The organism is Slackia exigua ATCC 700122 (assembly GCF_000162875.1).
Lineage (GTDB): Bacteria > Actinomycetota > Coriobacteriia > Coriobacteriales > Eggerthellaceae > Slackia > Slackia exigua.
The window spans coordinates 901,419-925,529 of record NZ_GG700630.1; the positions used below are offsets into that span (position 1 = coordinate 901,419).

The 24,111-nt window shown below is 63.9% G+C and carries 20 protein-coding genes, 2 tRNA genes and 1 other RNA gene; 4 read left to right on the plus strand and 19 right to left on the minus strand.

Annotated features, from left to right (window positions below):
• Positions 1–20: 20 nt before the first annotated feature.
• From HMPREF0762_RS03955 to cpaB, 5 genes are read right to left on the minus strand one after another with little or no spacing between them, the layout of a single operon-like run.
• Entirely contained in the window at positions 21–659 is a 639-nt protein-coding gene (locus tag HMPREF0762_RS03955; RefSeq protein ID WP_006362162.1) for a type II secretion system F family protein, read from the minus strand.
• Between the two features lie 10 nt (positions 660–669).
• The gene (locus HMPREF0762_RS03960) at positions 670–1,677 is read right to left on the minus strand and encodes a type II secretion system F family protein (protein ID WP_006362164.1); all 1,008 of its coding nucleotides are present in this window, start codon (positions 1,675–1,677) and stop codon (positions 670–672) included.
• Complete coding sequence (locus HMPREF0762_RS03965; RefSeq protein ID WP_006362166.1) at positions 1,629–2,972, minus strand: CpaF family protein; 1,344 nt, start codon at positions 2,970–2,972, stop codon at positions 1,629–1,631. Before HMPREF0762_RS03965 ends, HMPREF0762_RS03960 begins: the two co-directional genes overlap by 49 nt.
• Positions 2,969–4,273, minus strand: coding sequence for an AAA family ATPase (locus tag HMPREF0762_RS03970; protein WP_006362168.1), 1,305 nt, complete (start codon positions 4,271–4,273; stop codon positions 2,969–2,971). Before HMPREF0762_RS03970 ends, HMPREF0762_RS03965 begins: the two co-directional genes overlap by 4 nt.
• Positions 4,270–5,097: a Flp pilus assembly protein CpaB gene (gene cpaB, locus HMPREF0762_RS03975; RefSeq protein WP_040619000.1), complete on the minus strand. Its 828-nt coding sequence runs from the start codon at positions 5,095–5,097 to the stop codon at positions 4,270–4,272. The genes HMPREF0762_RS03970 and cpaB overlap by 4 nt, the downstream gene beginning before the upstream one ends.
• Positions 5,098–5,306: 209 nt before the next feature.
• On the opposite strand from cpaB, the gene HMPREF0762_RS03980 reads away from it, so the two are divergent.
• Positions 5,307–5,381 (plus strand) — tRNA-Val (locus HMPREF0762_RS03980).
• 382 nt (positions 5,382–5,763) lie between these two features.
• On the opposite strand, the gene recR is transcribed toward HMPREF0762_RS03980, so the two are convergent.
• From recR to HMPREF0762_RS04025, 10 genes are all read right to left on the minus strand, one after another.
• Positions 5,764–6,360, minus strand: a complete 597-nt coding sequence (recR, locus tag HMPREF0762_RS03985; protein ID WP_006362170.1) for a recombination mediator RecR — start codon at positions 6,358–6,360, stop codon at positions 5,764–5,766.
• Between the two features lie 15 nt (positions 6,361–6,375).
• Positions 6,376–6,687 carry a YbaB/EbfC family nucleoid-associated protein gene (locus HMPREF0762_RS03990; RefSeq protein ID WP_006362171.1) on the minus strand — a complete coding sequence of 104 codons (312 nt, stop codon included), beginning with the start codon at positions 6,685–6,687 and terminating at the stop codon, positions 6,376–6,378.
• A 130-nt stretch (positions 6,688–6,817) separates the two neighbouring features.
• Positions 6,818–9,406, minus strand: a complete 2,589-nt coding sequence (gene dnaX, locus HMPREF0762_RS03995; protein ID WP_006362172.1) for a DNA polymerase III subunit gamma/tau — start codon at positions 9,404–9,406, stop codon at positions 6,818–6,820.
• Between the two features lie 70 nt (positions 9,407–9,476).
• Entirely contained in the window at positions 9,477–10,214 is a 738-nt protein-coding gene (locus HMPREF0762_RS04000; RefSeq protein ID WP_245935491.1) for a VTT domain-containing protein, read from the minus strand.
• Positions 10,201–10,296, minus strand: an RNA gene (gene ffs, locus HMPREF0762_RS08975) — signal recognition particle sRNA small type. Before ffs ends, HMPREF0762_RS04000 begins: the two co-directional genes overlap by 14 nt.
• Before the next feature lie 150 nt (positions 10,297–10,446).
• Positions 10,447–10,692 carry a hypothetical protein gene (locus tag HMPREF0762_RS04005; protein WP_006362174.1) on the minus strand — a complete coding sequence of 82 codons (246 nt, stop codon included), beginning with the start codon at positions 10,690–10,692 and terminating at the stop codon, positions 10,447–10,449.
• 18 nt (positions 10,693–10,710) lie between these two features.
• Positions 10,711–11,901: an alanine racemase gene (locus HMPREF0762_RS04010; protein WP_006362175.1), complete on the minus strand. Its 1,191-nt coding sequence runs from the start codon at positions 11,899–11,901 to the stop codon at positions 10,711–10,713.
• The gene (locus tag HMPREF0762_RS04015; RefSeq protein WP_006362176.1) at positions 11,901–13,418 is read right to left on the minus strand and encodes an amino acid adenylation domain-containing protein; all 1,518 of its coding nucleotides are present in this window, start codon (positions 13,416–13,418) and stop codon (positions 11,901–11,903) included. Before HMPREF0762_RS04015 ends, HMPREF0762_RS04010 begins: the two co-directional genes overlap by 1 nt.
• Positions 13,419–13,431: 13 nt before the next feature.
• Entirely contained in the window at positions 13,432–14,772 is a 1,341-nt protein-coding gene (locus tag HMPREF0762_RS04020; protein WP_006362177.1) for a hypothetical protein, read from the minus strand.
• Positions 14,759–16,333 carry an MBOAT family O-acyltransferase gene (locus tag HMPREF0762_RS04025; protein ID WP_006362178.1) on the minus strand — a complete coding sequence of 525 codons (1,575 nt, stop codon included), beginning with the start codon at positions 16,331–16,333 and terminating at the stop codon, positions 14,759–14,761. The genes HMPREF0762_RS04020 and HMPREF0762_RS04025 overlap by 14 nt, the downstream gene beginning before the upstream one ends.
• Before the next feature lie 280 nt (positions 16,334–16,613).
• Here HMPREF0762_RS04025 and HMPREF0762_RS04030 point away from each other — a divergent pair, with 280 nt between their 5' ends.
• Positions 16,614–17,624, plus strand: coding sequence for an FAD:protein FMN transferase (locus tag HMPREF0762_RS04030; RefSeq protein WP_006362180.1), 1,011 nt, complete (start codon positions 16,614–16,616; stop codon positions 17,622–17,624).
• A 152-nt stretch (positions 17,625–17,776) separates the two neighbouring features.
• Positions 17,777–18,133 (plus strand): FMN-binding protein, encoded by a 357-nt coding sequence (locus tag HMPREF0762_RS04035; RefSeq protein WP_006362181.1) that lies wholly within the window; start codon positions 17,777–17,779, stop codon positions 18,131–18,133.
• Positions 18,134–18,261: 128 nt separating this feature from the next.
• Here HMPREF0762_RS04035 and tsaD read toward each other — a convergent pair whose 3' ends face one another.
• The 3 genes from tsaD to HMPREF0762_RS04050 form a co-directional block, all read right to left on the minus strand.
• A complete protein-coding gene (tsaD, locus tag HMPREF0762_RS04040) occupies positions 18,262–20,685 on the minus strand; it encodes a tRNA (adenosine(37)-N6)-threonylcarbamoyltransferase complex transferase subunit TsaD (RefSeq protein ID WP_006362182.1) in 2,424 nt (807 codons plus the stop codon).
• A 142-nt stretch (positions 20,686–20,827) separates the two neighbouring features.
• Positions 20,828–21,385, minus strand: a complete 558-nt coding sequence (locus tag HMPREF0762_RS04045) for a biotin transporter BioY (RefSeq protein ID WP_006362183.1) — start codon at positions 21,383–21,385, stop codon at positions 20,828–20,830.
• Between the two features lie 98 nt (positions 21,386–21,483).
• Positions 21,484–21,569, minus strand: a tRNA-Leu gene (locus HMPREF0762_RS04050).
• Positions 21,570–21,690: 121 nt separating this feature from the next.
• Between HMPREF0762_RS04050 and HMPREF0762_RS04055 the strand changes: the two genes are divergently transcribed.
• Positions 21,691–23,136, plus strand: a complete 1,446-nt coding sequence (locus tag HMPREF0762_RS04055) for a Sapep family Mn(2+)-dependent dipeptidase (protein ID WP_006362185.1) — start codon at positions 21,691–21,693, stop codon at positions 23,134–23,136.
• An 82-nt stretch (positions 23,137–23,218) separates the two neighbouring features.
• Here HMPREF0762_RS04055 and HMPREF0762_RS04060 read toward each other — a convergent pair whose 3' ends face one another.
• A complete protein-coding gene (locus HMPREF0762_RS04060) occupies positions 23,219–24,070 on the minus strand; it encodes a bifunctional 5,10-methylenetetrahydrofolate dehydrogenase/5,10-methenyltetrahydrofolate cyclohydrolase (protein WP_006362186.1) in 852 nt (283 codons plus the stop codon).
• Positions 24,071–24,111: the final 41 nt, after the last annotated feature.

Consider the following 24,111-nt stretch of genomic DNA (forward strand, 5'->3'; position numbering starts at 1 on the left):
GATGATGCATGACGCATACGTCATGCCAGGTCGAGAAGCACGGGGCCGAGAATCACGATGAGCATCGCGGGAAGTATGAGCGTCGCCGTCGGAATGAGCATTTCGATCGGCGCCTTTGCGACGCGCTCTTCGATCTTCGTGCGGTACGCGCCCGACGATTCCCGGGAGAGCGCGTCGAGCATGCGCCCCATGGGGCTTCCGAACCGGACATTTCTTTCCACATTCGCGGCGAAGCGCTCCAATGTGGGACTTCGGGCTTTCGACGCTATGGAAGCAAGCGCCTCGGCGCGGGTCAGCACGCCGGTCGACCATGCCCTGTGCGCATCCCGGCACACCCCTGCAAGCTCGTCGTCGAACCTCGTGCAATACAAGGCGAAGGCCGCATCGAAGGAAAGCCCTGCCCTCATGCCAAGGGAAACGGCATCGAACAGCTCCGATGCATGCCGCTCGATCCTGAGATCGGGCTTTCCGCCCGACGTGGGGACGAATGGCCGGAAGCGAAAGAGCGATCCTTCTTCGGCAGGACGCTCGGGAAGCGACGACGCGTGCAGCACGGAACGCTTGAGCTCTTTTCGCGCGCGAGAGCGCATCGCCTCCGTCGAGATGACGACCCCTCCTGCAGCGGCGAAGAGCACGGCTGCCATCGGAAGCACGTTCATGGGATTCCTCCTATCCTATATCGACGTCAAGCACGCGCGACACGATCGCGATGCCGGCGATCTCCATAGCCGCAGCGCACACGAGCAGGGCGATGCCTGCGCCGCTTTCGAAAAACGGGTCCATGAAGCCGGGGTCTATGCCCGACAGAACGACGAGCAGGGCGATCGGCATGATGCTGACGACTTGGGCGGACAGCTTCGCCTGCGCGGTCTGCACCCTGAGCGAACGCCTGAGTTCGATTCCCCTCTCCACGCTTTCCTGCGCGCTCTGCACGATTCGCGACGCATCGCCACCGCATGCATGCTGCACGTCAAGCGCCATGGCGACGAACGACAGCTCGGGAAGGCTCGACGCCCGTCGAAACCTTTCGAGCGCTTCATCGACCGACCTGCCCAGCTCCATGTCGTGAGAAACCATGGAGAACGCGTCGCGCAAAGGAGGCTTGGTTTCACGGGCGACCTCTGCGAACGCCTGGGGGACCGTAAGGCCTGCATGGAAGCAGGCTTCCATGCATCGCAGGGCGTCGGGAACGAGCTCGCGCATGCGCTGCAGCTCGGCATCCCTTCGACGAGACGCAGCCGCGAAGGTGCACGCGACGGCCAGGGCGCAGAGGCAAGCCGTGAAGATCACGGACCTCGCGGCGATCAAAGACACGGTTCCAAGCATGCACAGGAGCAGAAGGAATGCCTCGCAGACCCCTTCGACCGATGCGCCTCCGCATGATCGGGACACGATGTCCGCGACCCCTTCGAAGCGCCGCCTCGCGCGCGGGAAGGACAGGACCGCCCTTCGCGCCCACGAAAACGCCGGAACGCCGTTTCGCGTCACGTATCCGACGATACGAAGCGCCCTGCCCGTGTCGCCGACGCCCGATCGATCTTCACCGCGAAAGGAATCCGCCTGCGCCCGTGCGCGCACGAGCACCCCTGAACCCCAGGCGAACGTGCGGGCCGCAACGATTCCGCAGGCTATGCCCGCCGCAAGACAGGCTCCGCCCAAGAGCACCTGCGCATCCACGCCTCCACCTCCCCTCCCAGGCTCTCATCCACGTGCGCGGCCTCGTCAAGCCATCGCGGCACGGCCCTCCATGCGCCCGGAGCATCCGGCGAGACCCTTTCATATGCGCGCACGACGCGACAGCCTGCTCCATCGTCCGCAGAAAGGACGTCCGCGATCGAAGATACGAACCTGCGGCCGTCTCTCCAACGCGCCACCTGCACGACCACGTCAAGCGCAGACGCGATGATGCCCTCTATGACGTCGACCGGAAGGTCGGACCCGAAACGGACCATGGCCGCAAGACGCATCGTCATATCCTCAGGCGAATTCGCATGCAGGGTGGTCAGCGACCCATCGTGTCCGGTGTTCATCGCCTGAAGCATGTCGAGCGCTTCGTATCCGCGGCACTCCCCCACGACGATGCGGTCGGGCCGCATGCGCAACGCATTTCTTACCAAGTCGCGAATGGTGACGGCGCCCGACCCCTCCGAGCTCGCCGGCCGCGCTTCCAGGCGCACGACGTGAGGATGCTCCAGGAATCGCAGTTCGGCGGAATCCTCGATGGTCACGATCCTCTCGTCCTGCGGAATGAGGCATGAAAGGGCGTTGAGCATCGTGGTCTTCCCGCTTCCCGTCCCGCCGCAGACCGCGATGTTCTTGCGCAGGGCGACGGCCCATTCCAGCATCGTCTGCTCCTCGCGGCCGAACGAACCCGAGCCTCGCATCTCATCGAGCGTCATGACGCGCACGGTGAACTTGCGGATGGTCATGCACGGACCGTCGACCGCTATGGGCGGAATGACCACGTTCACGCGATGACCGCTCGGAAGACGAGCGTCGACCATGGGAGACGACTCGTCCACACGACGGCCGAGCGGCGACAGAATCCTATCGATCAATGCTCTGACCTGCTTCTCGTCAAGATGCTGGGCAGCACAGGGCTCAAGAACGCCCCGCCGCTCCACGAACACCTTTCTCCCCGCGTTCACCATCACCTCGGTTATATCCCCGTCGTCCATGAGAGGCTGGATCGCACCGAGGCCGAAGACGGTGTCGAGCAGCGCCTGGACGAGGCTTTCGTTCAGCGCCGTCGACCTGCCGTTCCAATCGGGACGCGCGAAGACGCGCCTGCACGCCTCCCTGATTTCGTTTCGCGCCTGCATGGGATTGTCGGACACCATGCGCGCGAGCTCGTCGGCATCGAGCAATCGAGACACGGCGGATCGAAGCAGGGCGAAGTCGACGGCGACGCCCTCGGCCGCCGAATCGGACGCGCATGAACGCGCCTCCTCGACCCGTTGCGCCAGGCTCATGCGCACGCCTCCTTCTTGCGAAGGAACCCGAACGGGCTCCACCGTTTCGCCTTTCCTTCCTGGGCGCCGCGAGGCTCGATGCCGGGAAGCAACGGATCGACGGCCTCGGCGAGCGCGTCGCACAGGGCGTTGCGTTCCCTCGTGAGCTCGATGAGGCATCCCGAGCTGAACAGCTCCTCGACCTCCCGACCCGCACGGGGAAGGGCACCGACGTGCGCACCGTGCAGCGCGCACGATGCATCCATAATCGTGATCAGGCCGGACTCCTCGTATCGATTGACGAGGAAGGAGAACGAGCTCGTAGCGGCGCCGAGCCTCCCGCACAGCTCGACCGCCCGAACCGTCGACTTCAACGACGTCGAACGCTGGTCGAGAACGAAAACGACCGCATCCGTGCAATCCAGGATCGCTGCATGCACGTCCGTCCAGAACGAGCCGGTATTGACGACGACGACGTCGAACCGAGCCTTCAGTTTTCGAACAAGCGCAGGAAGGGCGATCGCCGCCGCCTCGGCATCCTCGATCGAGGCAGGAGGCCCTACGACGGCCGGTGCGCCCTCGACCGAAGACGTGACCAGGTCAGGACGTCTCAGAGCCTCGTCCGCGGAAAGAGGGTCCTTCACGCCGAATGCGCACGCTATATCGCCGAACTGCAGGTCGGCATCTACGATCACCGCGCTCAAGCCGAGGTGGACGGCCCGGATGGCGCACAGGGCCGCGACGGTGCTCTTGCCCGAACCTCCGCTCGCCGACAGAATGCCTATAGCCTTGCCGCAAGCCTCGGCGGAATCGGGCGCATGCGAAAGCATGCGCGGCACCGAGGCTTCGAGCGAAGGCATCGCGCGCTCCTCAAGCGCGTCGCACGGATCGTCCTCGGCAAACTCCCCCACCGTCCGCACGCCTTCGCGCATCGGTCCTTCTGCGGCGACGAACCCTCGCATCATCGCCTTCCATGTGGCGAATTCCCGTTTGAACGCGCCCTCGTCGAGCACGCCGTCTATACTCGCCTGCGATGCGCGGCTCGAAAGCGATCCGTCGGGAGAGAAGGAGACCAGGGACACGTTTCGATCGGGATCGTCCCGCTTGAGCGCAGCCGCAAGGTTCACGGCATCCATGTCGTCGCATGACACGATCCATACGCCGACCGAATCGGGAAGCGATTCCGCCGCGCTTCGGCATTCTTCGGCGCCATGCACGCACAAGACCCATTCGAGCGCATCGAGACGCTCGCCTTCAAGCCCCATCATCTCCGGATGCGCGAGAACTTCCTCCTCGGCGCACAGAAGCCTGAGCCGCTTCATTTCCCCTCCTTGCCATCGGCGCGCGAGGCCTCGCCATCGGTCGATGCCGCCCCTGCGCTTCTTTCCGTACCTGCCGTCCCGGCCGACATGCCGGGCGAGCCTTCTTCCCGTTTCGCATCGGCATCGGCCGATCCGCCGTCCTCGCCCTGCGCACCGCCCTCTTTGGATCCGCGAACGCCGGAAGCCGGCAGGGTGAAGTACAGCTCGGTCCTTTGGGCGGCGGCAACGAATTCCTCGACGCGATCGGGTGCCACCGCGAGAGTCACCCAGGAAAGAGGCGAGGACGCCGCAGGCGAAGCGGACGCCTGGCCCGATGCGCTCGTCGAAAGCACGAGCACGGACTGGGCGAGCAGATCGGTCGACGAACCCGACGAGGTATACACGTCGACGAGCGCCCCGGGGGCCACCGAACCGCCGACGCTTGCGAGGGTGTCGGCCGGAACGCTCACCGCGCACATGCCGTCGGGAACCTGCAGAGGCTTCTCCTCGGTCTCGTCGAAGCGCTGGGCGCACACGACCTCCCCTTCGAATATGGGCGTCGTGACGGAACGTCCCGCCACATCGCCCGCGTCTATGACGGCTTGATCGGGAAGGAGGGCGGAAAGCCAGAGCTGCGACGTCGAATTCGCATCGCTCAGCCTCTCGCCGACCGCGATATCGCGCGTCGCGACGCGGACTTCCACCTGCTCGCCTCCGAACCTTTCGAGCATCTCCGCGCGCTCGTCGGCTACCGCGCTTTCGAGCTGGTTGCCATATGCCGCCATGCATGCGGCGCATATGACCCCGCATGCCGCGCCGAACGCCAGGGATCTTCGTTTCCTCATCGCTTCCTCCTCGCCTGTTGCGTGGAAGAGACGGTAGCGCGACGACCTTGCGCCGCCCTATCCGAAGCCTTGCCGAAAGCACGAGGGGATACGCCGCGCGATGCGATCCCTTCTTGCGGAGAAGGCCGTCGGATCCGATGCGCTTCTCATCACGTTCCGAGAAAAGCCATGACACGAACGTCGGGATGTGTGAAAATGGATTGCCTTATGGGCGATTGGCGCAGCGGGAGCGCAGGTGCTTTACACGCACAAGGTCGGGGGTTCGAACCCCTCATCGCCCACCATGCATGCACAACGGCCTCGGACGATTCCGAGGCCGTTCTCCTTTTCATGCTGGGCCTATGGCTATGGCCCTTATGCTTCGGATGCACGCCGGACGCCTTCGATGCATCGCATACGCTCTGAACGGACCATTCGATGCATTCGGATCGTCGATGGGCCCTGGGCGCGCATTCTCACCTATAGCCCGAGATGGAATGTTCAATGCATGCGACCATGCCGAAGAAATCGAACGCATCCGCACACAAGAAGAGGACCTTGCTTCCCCTCCTATGAGCAAGGTCCTCAAACTTACCGAAGCTTGCGCCTCTGTAAACGAGGATTATTCTACAACGTTTCTACACATCAGGCAAGGCTTCGCCCCGAGCGAAATCGCGAACGCGTCCGTCATAGCGCGCGGCGCGCTTCGATCGCCCGCCCCAACGTGACCTCATCGGCGAATTCAAGGTCCCCTCCGACCGGAAGGCCGCTCGCGAGGCGCGAGACCTCGATGCCCAACGGCTTGATGAGGCGCGCAAGGTACGTCGCCGTCGTCTCGCCTTCGACATCGGGGTTCGTGGCGATAAGAACCTCCGTCACATCTTCGACGGCAAGGCGCGCCATGAGCTCCGCGACCTTGAGATCGTCGGGACCGATGCCGTCCATGGGAGACAGGGCCCCGCCGAGCACATGGTACAGACCCTTGTACACCGCCGTGCGTTCGATGGCCGCGATGTCCCGAGGCTCGCTCACCACGCAGATCGTATGCGCATCGCGATTCGCAGACCCGCAGATATCGCAGACATCGCCTTGCGCGTAGTTGAAGCAGCGCGGGCAGAAATGCACGGAGCTCTTCACATCGAGCACGGCCTGCGCGAGACGTTCGGCCGTCGCTCTATCGGAATTCAGGATCCAATACGCGATGCGCTGGGCGCTCTTAGGACCGACGCCTGGCATGCGCTCGAGCTCGTCGAGCAACGTCTGTATGGCAGGAGCGGCCTCCACTGGTCGGCCGCCTTCCTACATAAGGCCGGGAATATGCATCCCGCCTGCGACCATGCTCATACGGGCCTCGCCTTTGGCGGTGACGGCGCGCAACGCTTCGTTGCAGGCCGCGAGGACCATGTCCTGCAGCATGTCGACATCTTCGGGATCGACGGCGGCCGGATCGATGACGAGCTCGCGGATCGACATATCGCCGCCCGCGACGGCCCTGACCATGCCGCCGCCCGCGGTCGCCTCGGCGGTCATGTCCTTGATCTCGTCCTGAACGGCTGCGATTTGGGCCTGCATCTTCTGGGCCTGACGCATCATCTGCTTCATATCGGGCATGGGAATGCTCCTTCGTCTCGATCCAAGGCTGCGACGCCGACGGGCGCCGCAGCGGATTATCTCATATCGTTCGTCGTCCGACGGCAATCGCGCCACGACGCGCGGCGGCAGCCACGCCGCCGCGACGGACCTACGAGCTTTCCTGCACGTCGTCGAGGGAAACGCCGAGCGCGCTGAAGATGCTCGCGGCATCCATCCCCGCATCCTGCGCAGGCTCAGGCGCCGGCGCGGGCGGTCGAGGGCGACTCTTGGTCCGAGGCTCCGAATCGGACGGTCGAGGGCGGCCTCCGGCCTGCTGCCCCGAAACGCCGGGCGCCGCCGGGTCGGAATCGGCCGAAGCAGAGGCGGACGCGGACGATGCCGGCGCCTTCCTCGCAGGCATCGCAGACGGATGCGGCGCACGCTTCGCCGAAGGTTCCGGGACGGATGCCTTTTCCTGTGCAGGGTTCGACGTCCCGGCAGCATCTTCAGGCATCGGCCATCCGGCGAGAGGAGGCATCTCCTCGCTGCGCGCGGGAACCATGGAATCGAATCCGAGACGCCTGCCCGCCTCGGCGGGATCGACGGGCTTCGCACCGTCGACGGTCAGGACGGCGTGCGCGGCAGCCTCGTCGGCGTAGGATTCCGCGTCGGCATCCGAATACGGGACGGCATCTCCGTCGGGCGGCGCAGCCGCCTCCGCGACGGCCGGCCGAAGCGCAGAGGACGGAATCGGCATCGGACGCGTCGTCGCACGGTCGAACGCGGGTGCGACGGATGCGTCCATATCCCCGCGCGCACGGGCCGCTTCCATAGCGGCGCGCGCGCGTTCGGCAGCGCTCATCCCCGCACGTCCCGAAGAACGCGACTGATCAGGCACCGAAGCGGACGAAGCCGAATCGCCGCCCTTCGTGCGCGACGATCCTTGGGGACGGCCGCCTCCCTGCGTGAATTCGAAGGGCACCTCTCCTCCGAACGCATGCGCGAGCGCGGCGGAGACCATCTCGGACACTTCGGGCTTCTGCACGGCCGAGAACGCGAAAGAATTCTCATGCGAGAATTCGACGGCCAAGCCCGACGCGCCCTGAACGGGCGACACGCTTGCGGACAGGAGCAACGCGCCATATGCCGTCCTCAGGTTCTTGACCTCGGCGACGGCCGCCTGCCATCCTCTCTGCAGGGCAGCGGGATTCGAAAGCTTCGCGCGGACGGCTTCGGAAGGCTCCGCGGACGAGAAGGCCAGCTTCGGCTCAGACGCCGACGGAGAATCCGCCGCAGGCGCCGGCGAGGAATCGAGCCCCGATTGCACGGCGGGAATGCGTTCTGCAGACGCAACCGCAGCCGCGCCGGAAGATGCGTCGGATCCCGACGCATCGGACGCAGCCGATGCCGGGGCGCCGGTATCGACGACAGGTACGGACGACGGAGCCCCTCCCCCCTTGATCGCGCGCGCCGCCGCGATCACCGAAGGTGAGAGGCCGGATGCGGAAGGCGCATCCGCAGCTGCGGACGCAGCCATCGGCACGTCGGCGACCGACGTCGAGTCGAACATCGAAGCCGCAACACGAACGGCAGGCGCATCCACGGGACGGGCGCCCTGCGCGCACGCGCGCTCGAGCTCTTCGACGCGCGCCGCCAGCGATGCGAGCGTCAGATCGCTTTCAGGGCGCGCCATGCGCGTCAGCGCGATTTCGAACGACAGGCGCGGATTGGCCGATGAGCGCAGCTCGGCGCACACATCGCCCAGAATCGAAAGGACATGCGCGAGCCGATCGGGACCGAACAGCCCCGCCTGAGCCGCAAGCTGCTCGTTCGTCGCCGACGACCGAGGCTCCAGCGCCCCGTCGGTCAGGATGAACGCATACAGATCCCGCACGTACGATGCCAGGTCGCGTGCGAACTGCGCAAGGTCGGCACCGGTTTCGACATATTCCGCCACCCATGTGAAGCATGCGGCCGCATCGCGTCGGGCGATGCGCGCGACGATGTCCGTCATGTCGTTCGAATCGAGTGCCCCCAGGACGTCGAGAGCGACCTGCATCGTGACGCGGCCCTCGCCGAACGCGATGAGCTGCTCGAGCGTCGTCAGCGCGTCGCGCATCCCGCCTTGGGCGCGCTTGGCCGCGAGCTCGAGCGCCTCCGCCTCGAACTCCACGCCTTCGGAGGCGCAGACGGCGCCGAGGCGCGCGATGATCTCCTCGTTCGCAAGACGATGGAAGTCGAAGCGCTGGCAGCGCGAATGGATGGTCGCCGGAACCTTGTGCGGATCGGTCGTGCAGAGGATGAAGACCACATGGCTCGGAGGTTCCTCGAGCGTCTTCAGCAAAGCATTGAAGGCGGCCGTGGACAGCATGTGGACCTCGTCGATAATATAGATCTTGTAGCGTCCGCGGACCGGGGCGAACTGAACGCGGCCGATGATTTCCTCGCGGACGTTCTCGACGCCCGTGCGGCTGGCCGCGTCCATCTCGTTGACGTCGGGGTGCGTGCCCTCGGCGATGGCGAGGCACTGCTCGCATTCGCCGTCGGGCGCGGGCGTCGGACCTTTCTCGCACAGGAGCGCCTTCGCCAGCAGGCGCGCCATCGTGGTCTTTCCCGTGCCGCGCGGGCCGCAGAAGAGATAGGCGTGGCTCACGCGATCGGATTCGAGCGCGTTCTTGATCGTGCGTTCGATATGGATCTGGCCCACGACGTCGTCGAACGTCTGCGGGCGATACTTCCTATAGAGCGCCTCTGTCATAGAAACCTGCCTTCGCCATGAACCTCCGGAACGTCATCTTCGCACGTCCCGCATCTGAAAACACCGTCGGCTATCGCTTCTTCCGAGATGCGAGCGCAGACCGTGCCGCGCCGACGACCGCCGGCGCGGCCGACACCGCCACGATACCCAAAAGGATGGCCTCGAAATGGGCCTGGACGAGCGGAATCCCGCCGAAGAAATATCCTGACAGCACGAACAGACTGACCCATGATACGCCGCCTATGGCGTTGAAAAGCGTGAACGTCGCGAATCCCATGTGTCCCATGCCCGCCACGAACGGCGCGAACGTGCGGAAGAAGGGCATGAACCGCGTGATCACGATCGTGAGCCCGCCGTATGTCGCGAAGAACCCGTCCAGTTTGGCGACACGCTCGGGCGTCAGGGCCTTGACCCGGCCGGAATCGACGATGCGCGATCCGAAGAACCGTGCGATCCAGTAGTTGGACGTGTTGCCGAGAATGGCCGCCGTCCAGAAGACGACGAGCGTCGCGACGATATTGAGCCCGCCGCCGTCGGCGCTGAAGACGCCTGCGGCGAACAGGAGGGAATCGCCGGGAAGGAACGGAAAGAAGACGAGCCCCGTCTCAACGAACACGACGAGGAAGAGCGGAGCGTAGACGAGCGCCGGGCCCAATGACACGATCCATCCCGCGATGGCCGTGCGAGGGTCGCTCAGCAGATTGATGAAGAATCGGATGATGCCCACGTTCGCCTGCCTGTGTCGGATGGCCTCGGATGCCACCGCACCGCGGGCGAGGCCGAGAAACGCAGTGCCTTGGACAGGCAAGGGCGCTCGTCAGAGGTTCCTTATGGCTGCTTCCTCCCGGACCTGACCAGGTTCGAAACATATCGCCGCCCATGCCCGTCCAAGGCACTGCATGAACTCGGTTCAGTATACCCGATACGGCCGAGCGCGATGCGCTCTGCCACCAAACGGCCATAGCCGAAAGGGCGCCCGAGCCGCATCGGCCCGAACGCCCTCCGTTTCCCGATTTCAGACGCCATGCGCGCCCGGGCGGCTATTCCTCTTCGGCGAGACGGTTGATCAGCGCGCAGAGGGACTGGGCGCTGTTGAAGTTCGCGGGAACGATGTCCTTCGCGGGAACCGAAAGGTCGAACTCGTCGTCGATCGCGGAGATGATCGCAAGGATATCGAACGAGTCGATCTCGCGATTGTCCACGAGCGCGGTGGCGTTGCGGTAGTCGACGCCTTCCTTGACGTCTTCGAGCATTTCGATGACCGCATCAAGCGTGATTTCTTCCATGGATGCTTCTTTCCTTCGCTACTGCTGGATCCAATTGAGGGTGCTCGTCTCGATGAAATCGCGCACGAGCGCCACGCTCCCGTCATCATAGCGCACGACGATGCGCGGCATGGTGCGACTCAGGAAAAGATGGATTCCCTCCGTGACGGAATAGGCTCCCACGTTGAAGAACGCGAGCACATCGCCCGGACGGAAGTCCTCGAGCTCGACCGCGCGCGTCAGAATGTCGTTGATCGTGCAGAGGCTGCCGCACAGGCACCATTCCGCGACGTTGCCGGCATCGACCGTGCGATCGAGGTGCGAAAGGTTCGCGATCTGCGGAACGTGCATGCCCATCATCTGGCCGAAATAGGTCAGATGGTTCATGCCGCCATCGAGGATGCAGTAATTGGTGCCCTTGTTGGACTTCATGTCCATCGCGCGCGTGACGTACGCGCCGCAGGGAGCCGCGAAGAAGCGGCCCATCTCGATCGTGAGCTCCGCCTTGGTCGCCACGCGCTTCAGCACGTCGGCCATCTCTTTGAGCGGCGCGAGGTCGTCGGAGAAATCGTCGTCCATGAAATACGGGACAGCCAGGCCGGGGCCGTATTCGAGCCGCTCGACGACGAAATCGTGCTCGGATGCGAGCTCGTCGATGAACGCTTCGATCTTCTCGAGCTCCTTGATCTGGTGCGTGAGCTTCTTGCGCTGCGTGCCCACGAAATAATGGATGCCGACCACACGGATGCCGGGCCAGGCACCCAGGTCGTCCACGACGGACACGAGGTCTTCCTTGGACATGCCGAACTGGCTGCCCGCATTGAGACGCAGCAGCACGTCGACGACCAGGCCTTTTTCGAGCGCAACCTGATTGATGTAACGCACATGCAGAAGCGATTCGGCGGTCAATACGCCGCAGCCGTAGTCGATGGCGTCCCCGATGTCTTCCGGCAGCTTGTTCACGCCGGAATAGACGATCTTCGCCGGATCGATGGCGGCGCGCTTGCAGATGTCGAGTTCGCCGGGGCTGCAGACCTCGAGGCGGTCGGCGGCATGGGCGGCCGGGCGCACGAAGAAGGGGTTGGCCTTCATCGCGTAGCATAGGCCGACGGTCTCGCCGACGATATCCCTGCATGCCGCGATGCGGCGCTCGAGGGCGCCTGCATCGAACACGAATGCGGGCGTGCCGTAATCGGCGACGACGGCTGAAAGCTCTTCGTTCGTCATCATTATCTGACGCCTCCCATCTCCGCCAGGACCTTGCGGTCGATCTTGCCGTTCTTGGTCATGGGCATGCTTTCGACCTCGAAGACCTTGCTCGGGACCATATACTGCGGAAGCCTGGACTTCAGCTCCTCGAGCAGCGCGTCCTTGTCGATGCCGCCCGTGTAGAAGAGCAGGATGCGCTTCTTCTTCGCATTATAGATGCAGCAGGCGCGTTCGACGTCGTCGACCGCCTGGGCGCCCGCTTCGATCTCGCCGAGTTCGATGCGCTGGCCGAGATGCTTGATCTGATGGTCCTTGCGCCCGACGTAGACAAGGTTGCCCGCCTCGTCCCACATGCCGATGTCCCCCGTGCGGTACATCATCTCGAGCGTGCGCGCGTTCAGGGGATTCTGCATGAATGCCTCGGCCGTGCGCGCCGGGTCGTTATAGTACCCGAGCGCAAGGGCGGTTCCGCTCACGCACACTTCGCCGTGCTCCCCCGCACCGACGACTTCGGCATCGTCCTCGTCGAGCAGGAAGACCTTCTCGTTGGGAAACGCGCGACCTGCAGGAATGACCTCGTCGCGCGCGAACTCGCGGTCGATGACGTAGTAGGTGCAGTTGCAGGTGATCTCCGTCGGGCCGTACACGTTGACGTACGTGGCGTGCGGCAGATGCGCGCGCCAGACGTTGAGCTGCTTGACCGGCATGACCTCGCCGCTGAAGATGACCTTGTTCACCGTCTCGGGAACCTTGTAGTCGAAGCCGCCCATGATCGAGACGAAGCACATGGCGCTTACCGCCCAGGTGCAGGTCGTGATCTTACGTTCCACCAGGTAATCCATCAGCTTCGCCGGCTGGCTGAAGTAATCGCGCGGAATCATGTGTACCGTCGCGCCCGTCAGAAGGCCGCTGTAGATGTCCTTGACGGACACGTCGAAATCGAACGGAGCCTGATTGCCGATCTCGTCATGCGCAGTGAAGCCGAAAAGGCTCGTGAAGTGCGTGATGAAATCGATGACGGAACGGTGGCACACGGCGACGCCCTTGGGAGTGCCGGTCGAACCGCTCGTGAAGTTGATATAGAGCGGATCGACGTCGAGCGCCGACGCGCGGAGAGCGGCGATGGCATCGGCATCGGCCGCGGTGCCGAGGATGCCTTCCAGCTCGACCACATCGAGCGACGTGCCTTCGAATGCCTCGCGCGCGGCATCGGCATAGGCGGCGTCGGTCAGGACGATGCCCGGCTCGAGCGTTCCGACGATGCCGAGCAGACGTTCGCGAGGCTGGCGGACGTCGAGCACGGAATACGGGCAGCGCGCGTACGTGGCGCCCAGCATGCCGCAGATGGCCGTGGTGCTCTTCTCGAGGAACAGCGCGACCGGCGTGCATGGCGCCTGCCGCGCGGCGAGGTAGGTTCCCACGCCCTGCGCACGCGCCACGAGCTCGGCGAAGCCCACCGTCGAATCGGGATCGGCGAATGCCGTCTTGTCAGGGGAGACGGCGGCCGTGGACTCCAGCCACTCAAGTACGTTTCTCATGCCTTCTCCTATCTTATTTCGTGATGGAAAACGTCCTGCAGCGCTCGTATTCGGCGGTCGATCCGACCTTGCGCGCATTGACGCAGACGCGGTACGTGCCGGGCTTGTCGGGGTCGAAGGTGTAGCTCGACTCATCGGAGTAATCCTGCAGCACGTCCCACTTGCCCGTGTCCTTGTTCTTCACGAGGAACTGGTATTCGGCCTGGACGCCTTCGCCGGCAAGCACGCTGGCGTCGATCTTGGTGCTGCCGTCGTCGTTGTTCTTGGTCTTGTAGGTGACCATGTCGATATAGTCGATGTGCGAGGCGTAGTCCTCCGGCGCATAGAAGAGGCCGTCCACGTCGTCGCCCGCATCGATATGCTGGAACAGCTTCGCGACGCCTTCGCTGAAGATCCTGCCGCCCTCGGTGTTCATATGCTGATAGTCGGCGAAATACTCCGGCTTCTGATCGAAAAGCTCGGGGCGCGCCAGGTTGAAGTCGTAGTAGTGCGCGCCATGCTCTTCGACGAGGCTTTTGATGCCGACCAGCTTGTCGAAATAGCCGTCGTACTCGAGGATGTCGTAAGCGGGCAGGGGCGTGCAGATGACGTCGAGCTCGATGTCGTGATCGGCGCAATAGTCGCAGATATCGGCAAGCGTCTGCATCTTGCGGTCGTTCGGCTTGCTCTTGCCGTAGGTATCCAGGTAGCTGCGATAGACCTTGGGATTGTAGTCGTAGACCCTGTCGTAGTTGCCGTAGCCCTTGCCGTAGTAGGTCCAGCCCTTCTCGTTTTCCATGGCCGCATCGGCGATCGAGGTGCCGTCGAGCTTCATCTTGATGTTGCGATACAGCTTCTGCGGCTTCGCGTCGACATGATTGATCACCCAAGGGAACATCCAGTTGATCGAATCCTTCTTGCCATAGAAGCGATCGTCGGTCAGGCACGGGAGCGCGTCTTTGGCGAACTGCAGCGGCTTGCCGCGGTCTTTGTTGCGGATATAGGCGCCGCCCGGGCTCGGAGAGTCCTCGCTCTGCACGAGCGACACCTCGAAGCTCAGAACCACGCGCTTGATATGATGATCCTTGTACGCCTGCTTGATGCCGAGAAACGACTCCTCTATCAGCTGGCTGGGAGTGCACATGTTGTACGAGGACGTGCCGCATTCCTTGTCGATGACCGCGGGATCGAAGCCGCGCTCGCCCTGGGACGTGCCCACATAGACGGTGTCGATATCGGATTGCTCGTAGTAGTCATGCCACATGACCTGGCTCTTGGAGCCGGTCGGCTCGATCACGAACGTCAAGCCCCAGTTCACGAGGACGATGAAGAGGAGAACGGCGACGATCTTCGCCCCTGCCTTAAAAATTCGCATAGATGAATCCTCCTGCGCTCGGCGCATACGCGAACGATCCGATGGTCAGCACGAGCACGAACGTATAGATCGCGAAGCGAGCGACGACGTTGAGCTTCAGGATCTCGCCGGCCACATCCACCTTGCGTTCGCGCAGGACGCTCACGACGAAAATGATGAGGCATCCGATGATGGCGATACGCAAGGACATGCCGATGTAATTGACGCTGTAGCTTTTCAGCACCGACATGAACAGATCGGCCCTGAAGTTGAAGATGGTGTTGTAGAAGCCGGTGAGCACGTCGCCGAAATCCTCGATGCGGTCGAAGTACCAGCCGATGTTGACGACGATGAACGTACGCAGGATGCGCCAGACGTGCCAGAACGCGGTTTCGGTATTCACCCTGAATAGCTTGATCATGCGTTCGAACAGAGGCGATGCGAGGTCGGCCGCCGCGATGACGATGCCGTTGTACAGGCCCCACCAGATGAAGTGGGCGTCGGCGCCGTGCCAGAGGCCCACGAGGAAGAACACGAGGATGTTCGCGATGGATGCCGGCAGCGTGCGGCCCCAGTGACGGCCGAGCTTGTCGCCGGACCATTTGCCCAGCTTCTGCATCGAGGGACGCAGCGCGAACGGATAGAAGACGTAGTCGCGCATCCACGCGCCCAGCGTGATGTGCCAGCGACGCCAGAAGTCGCCGAGCGAGATGGAGAAATACGGCTGACGGAAGTTCTCGGCGAGCTTGACGCCGAAGAGCTGGGAGACGCCGCGCACCATGTCGATGCCGCCGGAGAAGTCGGCATACTGCTGGGCCGAGTAGAGCAGGATGCCGAACACCACGATGGAGCCCGGCGTGGAGCCGTCGATGTGGTTCAGGCAGCCATTGATCGAACGTACGAGCAGGTCCGCGATCGCGAACTTCTTCATCATGCCGAAGCCGATGAGCAGAAGCGCGCGCTTGGCGTTGTCCGCGTCGAACGAATGGCGCTCGTACAGCTGGTGGGCGAGCGCGTCGAAGCGGTTGATGGGACCTTGGATAAGCTGCGGGAAGTACGAAACGAACAGGAGATACTTCGCGAAATTGCGTTCGGGTTCGCCCTTGCCGTTGTAGGTGTCGATCAGGTATCCGACGGACTGGAACGTGTAGAACGAGATGCCGAGCGGCAGAAGCAGGCTGGATGCCAGGAAGCTGTCGCCCGCGCCCACGGTGTCGAGGAACGTGTTCCAGTATTTGATGTAGGAAAGCACGCCGAAGTTCAAGATGAGAGCTGCGAGCAGGAAGTACCACTTGCGGCGGGCGAACTTCGCCTTGATCTTCTTCTTCTCGGACTTCTCCGCGGCTTTGCGCAATTCCTTGCAGCGCGCGTCGAGCTTGCCGAACGCCAGGCCGACGAGCCAGGTGGAACCGGCCGTCAGCAGGATGAAGAAGAGGTGCTGCCAGCCCGTGGCCGTGTAGAACCCGAGCGATCCGATGAGAAGCACGATCCATTGACCGCGTCCGAACAGCCGTCCGACGGCGAAATATGCGACGAGCAGCGTGCAGAGAAAGCAGACGAACTCGAGCGAATACAGTTGCATGTCCTAGCCTAACTCCCCTAGCGTCCTTCCGGGGACGACGCGATCCGAGACGCACGACCGGCATCTTGGAACGACGCGATCCGCCTTCGTCCTGCCACTTCCTCTTTCGATGCGCGGACGCGCCCCGCTGCGGGACGGCATCCGGCTTCTCGCACGTCATACCATGAAATCGCCCGAGAAATGCGCATGTGCGAAAAGCATACCCGCTTTCCCCTGAGGGAATTCGATATGGTTTTCTTTTCGTAAACTCTTCGCATACCCTGCATCCTACAATGGACGCATGGACACCAACGACACCGCACTTGACATAATCCCGCGCGAAGAGGACTGGCGCTTCAAGGAAGCATCCGCGGACGATCCGCATCGCTACCATGAAGCGAATTTCTACGCCTTCAACACCATCGTCACCTTCAAGGCATCAGGCGACCGAGACGCCGTCGAGGCGGCGTTTCTCGCCGGCCGCGATGCGTGCCGAACGTACGAGCGCCTCTTCTCGCGATTCCTTCCCCACAGCGACATCGCGCGCATCAATGAATCGCGCGGCGCAAGCGTCGTCATCGCGCGCGATACCTACGACGTGCTGGCGCACAGCCTGCGCTATTGCGAGCTGTCTGAGGGTATGCTCGACATCACGATGGGCTCGGTCACGCGGCTCTGGGATTTCCATCGGGGCATCATCCCCGATCAGGAATCCCTCGACGAAGCCGTCGCGCACGTGGGATGGCAGAAGCTGAAGCTTCTGGACGGCGACGACGTCTGCATCGCGACGCTTTCCGACCCCGAGGCCTCGATCGACGTGGGCGGCACGGCGAAGGGCTGGATCGCGGACCGGCTGATCGATCTCATGACATCCCAAGGGCTCGAGCATCTCTTCGTCAACTTGGGCGGAAATGTTGCCGTTCATGGCGGGCGCCCCGACGGCACGCCGTTCCGCATCGGTGTGAAGGATCCGCGCGACGCTTCGCAGATCCTCGGCGCCGTATCCATCGCGAACGGCTCGGTGGTCACGAGCGGCCTGTACGAGCGCATGTTCGAGAAGGACGGGCGCAGGTTCGCGCACATCCTGAACCCGCAGACCGGCATGCCCGTCGAAACCGATGTCGAAGGCGTGACGGTCGTCGGCCCCCGCAGCGTCGACTGCGAGGGATTCTCCACGACGCTCTGCGCGCTCGGCATCGAATACGGCATGGACTATGCCCGGTCAAGGCCGGAAATCACGACGGCGGTCTTCATCGACCGCGACAATGTCGCGCACGTCGTCGACAAGACCGTCCCAAGCGCTTCGAAATAGCTTTTTCACCTGGTTGCATAGAGAAATTATCTGCGGGTGATGCCTTTTCATCCATAATTGTCGAGATTTCGTCCTTTTCAGAACGCACCTTGGCAACGATGCTATACACTTGCCCGCATCCTACTGTTGGCGATTCGAAAGAAGGATCTAGGATGAAGATTACGAAGATTGCTGCATCCGCTGCCGTCGTGAGCTGCCTCGCCCTTACCGCCTGCGGCGGTGGCTCGGGCGCTGCCGACGGTCAGACCGCAACCGGCACCGGCCAGGGCAAGGGCGGCGAGATCACCGTCACCCTCGCGAAGGCTTCCGACGGCACCATCACCGTTTCCGAGATCAAGGGCGACAACGAGACCCAGGGCATCGGCGGCTATGAGGCCATCCAGGACGGCACCTACAAGGCCCAGATCGAAAAGGCCCAGGGTTCCGACATCGAGGGCGTTTCCGGCGCGACCATCACCACCGACGGCGTCAAGGCCGCTGTGGACGACGCTCTCTCCCAGCTCAAGTAACTTCGATCTCATCCGAGATTGCGAAGGGGCCCGCTCGATCGAGCGGGTCCCTTCTTCTTTTGACCAAATGGCGGAAGATCTGATGCGAGGCGATAGGCCGTGGCATCAGATTGACATGGCGGACGCGCCTAATACGCCTCATCGAGCGGAGCATGGGCCTTCACGTCGAGCGTGAAATCGGCGAGCTTGCCCTGCGCGAAGCGGTCGAGCGCGACCTCCGCGATCATGGCGGCGTTGTCGCCGCAGGCCGACAGCGGAGGCATGACCAGACGGAACCCGTTCTTCGCGCACATCTTCTCGTAGGCCGCACGCAAGGCGGGATTGGCGGCGACGCCGCCGCCCAGACAGAACGTGCGCGAACCGGTCTCGATAAGCGCTGTACGGGCTTTCGCCACCTGGACGTCCACAACCGCCTGCTGGAAGCTGGCCGCGATGTCCGGGATGTTCAGCGGCATGCCCGCCTCCTGCTGCTTGTGGATATAGGTGATGACCGCGGTCTTCAGGCCGGACAGGCTGAAGCGCAGATCGCCCGAATGCATGAGCGCGCGGGGGAAATCGATGGCGCGTGGATTGCCTTTCGCTGCGTATCTGCTGATAATAGGGCCGCCCGGATACCCGAGGCCGAGCGCCTTGGAAACCTTGTCGAACGCTTCCCCCGCCGCATCGTCGATCGTCGAGCCGAGCGTTTCGTAGTTCGCCCAGTCCTTCACGTGCACGAGCATCGTGTGTCCGCCGCTCACGAGCGAAACGACCATCGGAGGAGCGATCGCGGGATCGGCGATCTTGTTGGCGTACAGATGGCCTTCGAGATGGTTGACCGCGACGAGAGGAACCTCTGATCCCCAGGCAAGGCCCTTGGCGAAGGAGACGCCCACGACGAGCGCCCCGACAAGCCCCGGCGCATAGGTGACGGCGATCGCGTCCAGATCACGCCAGCGCAAAGACGGACGCCCGAGCGCGACTGCCGCACGCTCGAGGCATTCGTCCGCGACACCGCAGATGGCTTCGATATGCTTGCGACTCGCGATTTCGGGAACCACCCCGCCGAACCGTGCGTGGAAATCGACCTGGGACGCCACGACATCCGAAAGGATCGTGCCGTCTCCTGCGATGATCGATGAGGCCGTTTCGTCGCATGAGCTTTCGAATGCGCAGATGAGAGGAGTAGAAACGGGTACGGTCGCAGGCACTGCGGCATCTGCGGCCGAATCGGTTTCCGAGACGTCGCCGTTCGAAGCGCCCGCATGCCCCGCAGGAGAGATCTCGTCGATCTTAAGCGACATGCCGGCGACATCGCGCGCGACCATCGGAAGCGGCCCCGTCATGATGACGGCATCCTCGCGATCGGAATAATAGCAGGGACGGACCCCGATGCGCTCGATCCCGAGCGCCCCATAGAAGCGCTGCGCGCCTTCGTTCGATGCACGCACCTCAAGCGTCATCTCGATCGCGCCGAGGTCGCGCGCATCGGAAGCCACGAGGCCGATCAGGTGCCGCGCGATTCCCCGACGGCGCATATCGTCTTCGACGGCGATCTTCAGCACCTGGACCTGGCCGTCTACGACAAGACCGCCGCAATATCCGACGAGCCGCTCCCCTACGAACGCGGCCCACCAGGTACGATCCTTGCGCGGAAGCTCATCGAGCACGGACGCCTCGCTCCAGGCGTCCGTGCCCATCGCGCGGGATTCGAGCGACGCGACATCGGGCGCATGCGCCGCATCGAGGGGACGGAACGTGAGCGCGCCCTCGGCTTGCACGCCCGACGCGAGGTTGCGCACCTCCGGCGCGGAAAGCCTTACCCGCTCGTTTTCCTCCGCATCGGACAGCCGCGTGTATACCGGAAGCAGCGTCGCCGCGTCGCCTCCGATGCGGCGGGCGCGCAGAAGGCCTTCGGGGCTCGGAGCCCAGAGGGCATCGTCGGCGACGGGAAAACCCGCTTCGGCGAAGGAACCCCGATACTTCGCGAGCGCATCGCCGCAGACGAGCACGTCGGAGCGAGCAGGCGTCGCATCGGGAAGCGCGACGGCGAGAGCCTCGTCGATCCAGTCCTGCACCGCGCGCGCGGACACGACGGCGTCGGACGTCAGGCGGTGCGCGCCTGCGCCATCGATCATGAAGAGCGCCGGATAGACCTCCTTGCGCATCGCATCGGCAGCGACGATCATCGCTCCCCGGTACCCCGATTCCCACACGCCCCAAGCCACGGCATCAAGCGTCGAAACGCCGAACAGCGGGACCTCGAGACCCGACGCGATTCCCTTGGCGGCGGCCATGCAGATGCGCACGCCCGTGAAGCTGCCCGGACCGCGGCCGCACACGACGGCGGCGATGTCGTCCTTCTCGATGTTCTCCCCGGCCATCAGCTCATCGATCATAGGGATGAGCACGGTGTTGCTCGCGCGATGGGCGGCGCGCGCCTCTCCGGCAACGAGGCGCGCAGGGGCCTCCTTCAACACGATGCGACCCGCTTCTGCTCCATCCGCATCGACGGATCCTATGCCGACGACGACGGCCTCGTTCGCCGTATCGAATGCGAGGACGTATCCCATGATGTTTCGCCTTCCCTCATATGAACGCTGCCATAGTAGCAGCGAAAACGCCCGGGCACGCCCGGGCGTTCGTCAAGTCACTCACAAAGAGGATATCCGCCTCGTAACGCATGGCACGCATGCGTTACGAGGGATTCGCAGCTCAAGCCCTTGCTTTGCGCAGCTCCGGAACCGCCTGGCGCACCGAATGGGCAAGCGCGACGCCGATCGCAAGCTTGATGGCGTCGAGCAGGATGAACGGCGCGATGCCGGCAAGGAACGCCGCGGCGGGACCCAGGTCTGCAACGGCCATGAGCTGCACCCATCCGCACAGGTATGAAACGGCGAGGAACGCGACGGCCGCCACGCCTTCCCGCGCGTATGACGCCGCTTTGGAAGAAGGCTCGGGCCAGAATCGGAGGACAGCGACGGCGAGCAGGGCGCCCAAGGCGAACCCGTAGATGAATCCGCCCGACGTGCCCAGCATGACCCCCATGCCGCCGCGCATGCCCGAGAACACGGGAATGCCGAGCGCACCGATGGCGACATATGCGAATATGCTGATGAGCGCTTCACGCGACGGCAGCAGGAGCAGCACGAAGACCATCATCATGGTCTGGAGCGTGAACGGCACGGGGCCGAGCGGCACCGTGACCCATGCGCCTACCGCGAGCAGCGCGATGGAAAGTCCGCAGAATGCGACGGAACGGCTTCGAGACATGGAGGTCCTTTCCGGAAGCGCGCGAGGCGAACGCTCCCTTGAACAGAAACGACCCCTCGACGAGGGGCCGCGAACGGCACGATGCCGTTTGAGACGGATGGTGCCCGAGACGAGATTCGAACTCGTACATCTGTGAAGATAGCGGTTTTTGAGACCGCCGCGTCTGCCATTCCGCCACTCGGGCGCAGTGGCGAATTATACCTGAACGCCCGAGTCCTTCCAAGATGGCGAAGGGGCATGCCCGTCTGCTATCGTAGGCGGCGTTCCGCACCCGTTCCTGCCTACGAGCCAAGGAGGCCGACGCCATGGCCGCATACGTCCCCGACGTTTCGATCCTGCAAGAAGCCGACGCATTCATCGATGCCCATTGGGAAGAGATCGTCGAAGAGATCGGGCGGCTCATCGCCGTGCCGAGCGTCGTCGACTTCGATGCCGCGACGCCCGAGCATCCGAGCGGAAAAAAGGCCCACGACGGTCTGAATGCCGCTGTCGATTTGGCCCGCCGCCTGGGCTTCGAGGCAACCGATAACGACGGCAACGTCGGCGTCGCCGTGCTGCCGGGAGAGCGCCCCGAGACACTCGCGATGATCTGCCATGCCGACGTCGTGCAGCCAGGCATCGGCTGGACGGTCGACCCCTGGACGCTCGTGCGGCGCGACGGCTTTCTCATCGGGCGCGGCGTCGTCGACGACAAGGGCCCGCTCGCGATATCCCTGTACTGCATGAAGTTCTTCGCCGACCGCGGCATTCGCCTGCCCTATACGATGCATATGATCATGGGTGCGAACGAAGAGGTCGGCACGATGCAGGACGTCGCCTTCTATCTGGAGAAATACGGAGCTCCCGCATTCACGTTCACGCCTGACGACATGTTCCCCGTCTGCTATGGGGAAAAGGGCTGCGTCAACGCCGAAATCGTCTCGCCGGCCTTCGAGGACGGCGCGATCGTCGATTTCACGACCGGCGAATCGTCTCTGAATGCCGTGCCCAGCATGGCCGCGCTCGTGGTGAGGCACGAGGGAAGCGGCCTGCCCGATACCGACCGCGTGACCGTGACCGAGGAAAACGTGGACGGCATCCCCTGCGCGCGCATCGTCGCGCACGGAAGGGGCGGGCACGCATCCATGCCTGAAGGCACCGTCAACGCCATCGGGCTCGCCTGCGACTACGCGCTTGAACATAGGCTCGTCGACGGCGCCGAGGCCGATTTCCTTCGGCTCGTATCGGCGCTCGCGGCATCCACCGACGGCGCCGCCGCGGGCATCGATTGCTCCGATGCGCACTTCGATCCGTTGACCGGCGTCATCGGAACCGTCCGCACGGAAGGAGCGCGCGTCGTGGCGACGCTCGACATCCGCTTCCCCACCGCCACCACGGCCGATGCGATCATGGAATCGCTTCGGTCCGTCGCAGCGGCCGCAGGCGCCGATGCGCGCTTCGTCAGCGGGCGCGATCCTTTCGTCCTCGATCCCGAAAGCCCGGTCGTGCGCACGCTCGCGCAGGCGTACCGCGACGCCACGGGACTGGAAGGCGAACCCTTCACGATCGGCGGCGGAACCTATGCACGCGCCTTCCCCTGCGCCGCGAGCTTCGGCGTGCTGGATCCGCACGACGACTACCCCGATTGGGTCGGCCAGATGCACGGCGCCGACGAAGGCGTTGCGGAAGAAACGCTCAAGCGCGCGATGCGCGTCTACATCCTGACCATCGACCGCCTGATGGGAATGGATCTGAACGACCTGTCCGCATAGTCCGGGAATACGAGATGGCGGGTGCGCCCCGTCGGACGCGCCCGCCGTTCGTCATCTTATTCGAGACAGAAAGCGCTCCCGGCTACGCCGTCGCCTTGAGCGCAGCCTGGACCACGTGATCGAGCAGAACCTGCGTCGTGACGCCTCCCACGCCGCGCGGAACAGGCGTGATAGCATCGACGATGGGCTCGACGGCCGCGAAGTCGACATCGCCGCAGAGCGCCCCCGCCTCGTCGACGTTCATGCCGACGTCGATCACGACCTGGCCGGGTGCGAAGCATGCGGCTCCATACGCCTTCGCACGTCCCGTAGCACAGACGACCACATCGGCCGCGCGCATCTTCGCAGGTAAGTCGCGTGTATGCGAATGGCAGACGGTCACGGTCGCATTGCGGGAAAGGATCAATGCCGCCACGGGCCGCCCGATCACCAGGCTTCGTCCCACGACGACCGCATCCGCACCGTCGAGCGGCACCTCGTAATGATCGAGCATCTCGATGCAGGCCTGCGCGGTGCACGGCGCGAATCCGACGCCCGATTCCGTGAACACCCCGGAAAGCGAGGCTTCTCCCGCCGCGTCGACATCCTTTTCGGGAGCGAGCGCAGCGCAGACCGCCCTCTCATCCACGCCGGCAGGCATGGGACGAAACATCAGGCATCCGTGGATCGTCGGATCGCCGTTGACCGCATGCACGGCCTTCAGCACCTCATCGGTTCCGACGTCGGCCGGAAGGACGACCTGGCGCACGCTGACGCCGAGAGCTTCCGCGCGCTTGACCGCCGTGCGTTCGTAGGCCAGATCATCGGGGCGTTCCCCGATGCGCAGAATCGCGAGCGTCGGCACGACGCCGCGCACCGCAAGCTCGGCCACGCCTTCGCGCGCACGCGCGGCGATGCGGGCCGATACGTCTTTCCCCACAAGAAGGCGTCCCATGGAACTCCTTATCTGATCGAAACCCTCTTCCAGTGGCGCGC

Coding starts and splice junctions, on each gene's coding strand:
- HMPREF0762_RS03955 (WP_006362162.1), bottom strand. CDS start 659: ATGAACGTGCTTCCGATGGCAGCCGTGCTCTTCGCCGCTGCAGGAGGG.
- HMPREF0762_RS03965 (WP_006362166.1), bottom strand. CDS start 2,972: ATGAGCCTGGCGCAACGGGTCGAGGAGGCGCGTTCATGCGCGTCCGAT.
- HMPREF0762_RS03970 (WP_006362168.1), bottom strand. CDS start 4,273: ATGAAGCGGCTCAGGCTTCTGTGCGCCGAGGAGGAAGTTCTCGCGCAT.
- cpaB (WP_040619000.1), bottom strand. CDS start 5,097: ATGAGGAAACGAAGATCCCTGGCGTTCGGCGCGGCATGCGGGGTCATA.
- HMPREF0762_RS03990 (WP_006362171.1), bottom strand. CDS start 6,687: ATGCCCGATATGAAGCAGATGATGCGTCAGGCCCAGAAGATGCAGGCC.
- dnaX (WP_006362172.1), bottom strand. CDS start 9,406: ATGACAGAGGCGCTCTATAGGAAGTATCGCCCGCAGACGTTCGACGAC.
- HMPREF0762_RS04005 (WP_006362174.1), bottom strand. CDS start 10,692: ATGGAAGAAATCACGCTTGATGCGGTCATCGAAATGCTCGAAGACGTC.
- HMPREF0762_RS04010 (WP_006362175.1), bottom strand. CDS start 11,901: ATGATGACGAACGAAGAGCTTTCAGCCGTCGTCGCCGATTACGGCACG.
- HMPREF0762_RS04015 (WP_006362176.1), bottom strand. CDS start 13,418: ATGAGAAACGTACTTGAGTGGCTGGAGTCCACGGCCGCCGTCTCCCCT.
- HMPREF0762_RS04020 (WP_006362177.1), bottom strand. CDS start 14,772: ATGCGAATTTTTAAGGCAGGGGCGAAGATCGTCGCCGTTCTCCTCTTC.
- HMPREF0762_RS04025 (WP_006362178.1), bottom strand. CDS start 16,333: ATGCAACTGTATTCGCTCGAGTTCGTCTGCTTTCTCTGCACGCTGCTC.
- HMPREF0762_RS04030 (WP_006362180.1), top strand. CDS start 16,614: ATGGACACCAACGACACCGCACTTGACATAATCCCGCGCGAAGAGGAC.
- HMPREF0762_RS04035 (WP_006362181.1), top strand. CDS start 17,777: ATGAAGATTACGAAGATTGCTGCATCCGCTGCCGTCGTGAGCTGCCTC.
- tsaD (WP_006362182.1), bottom strand. CDS start 20,685: ATGGGATACGTCCTCGCATTCGATACGGCGAACGAGGCCGTCGTCGTC.
- HMPREF0762_RS04045 (WP_006362183.1), bottom strand. CDS start 21,385: ATGTCTCGAAGCCGTTCCGTCGCATTCTGCGGACTTTCCATCGCGCTG.
- HMPREF0762_RS04055 (WP_006362185.1), top strand. CDS start 21,691: ATGGCCGCATACGTCCCCGACGTTTCGATCCTGCAAGAAGCCGACGCA.
- HMPREF0762_RS04060 (WP_006362186.1), bottom strand. CDS start 24,070: ATGGGACGCCTTCTTGTGGGGAAAGACGTATCGGCCCGCATCGCCGCG.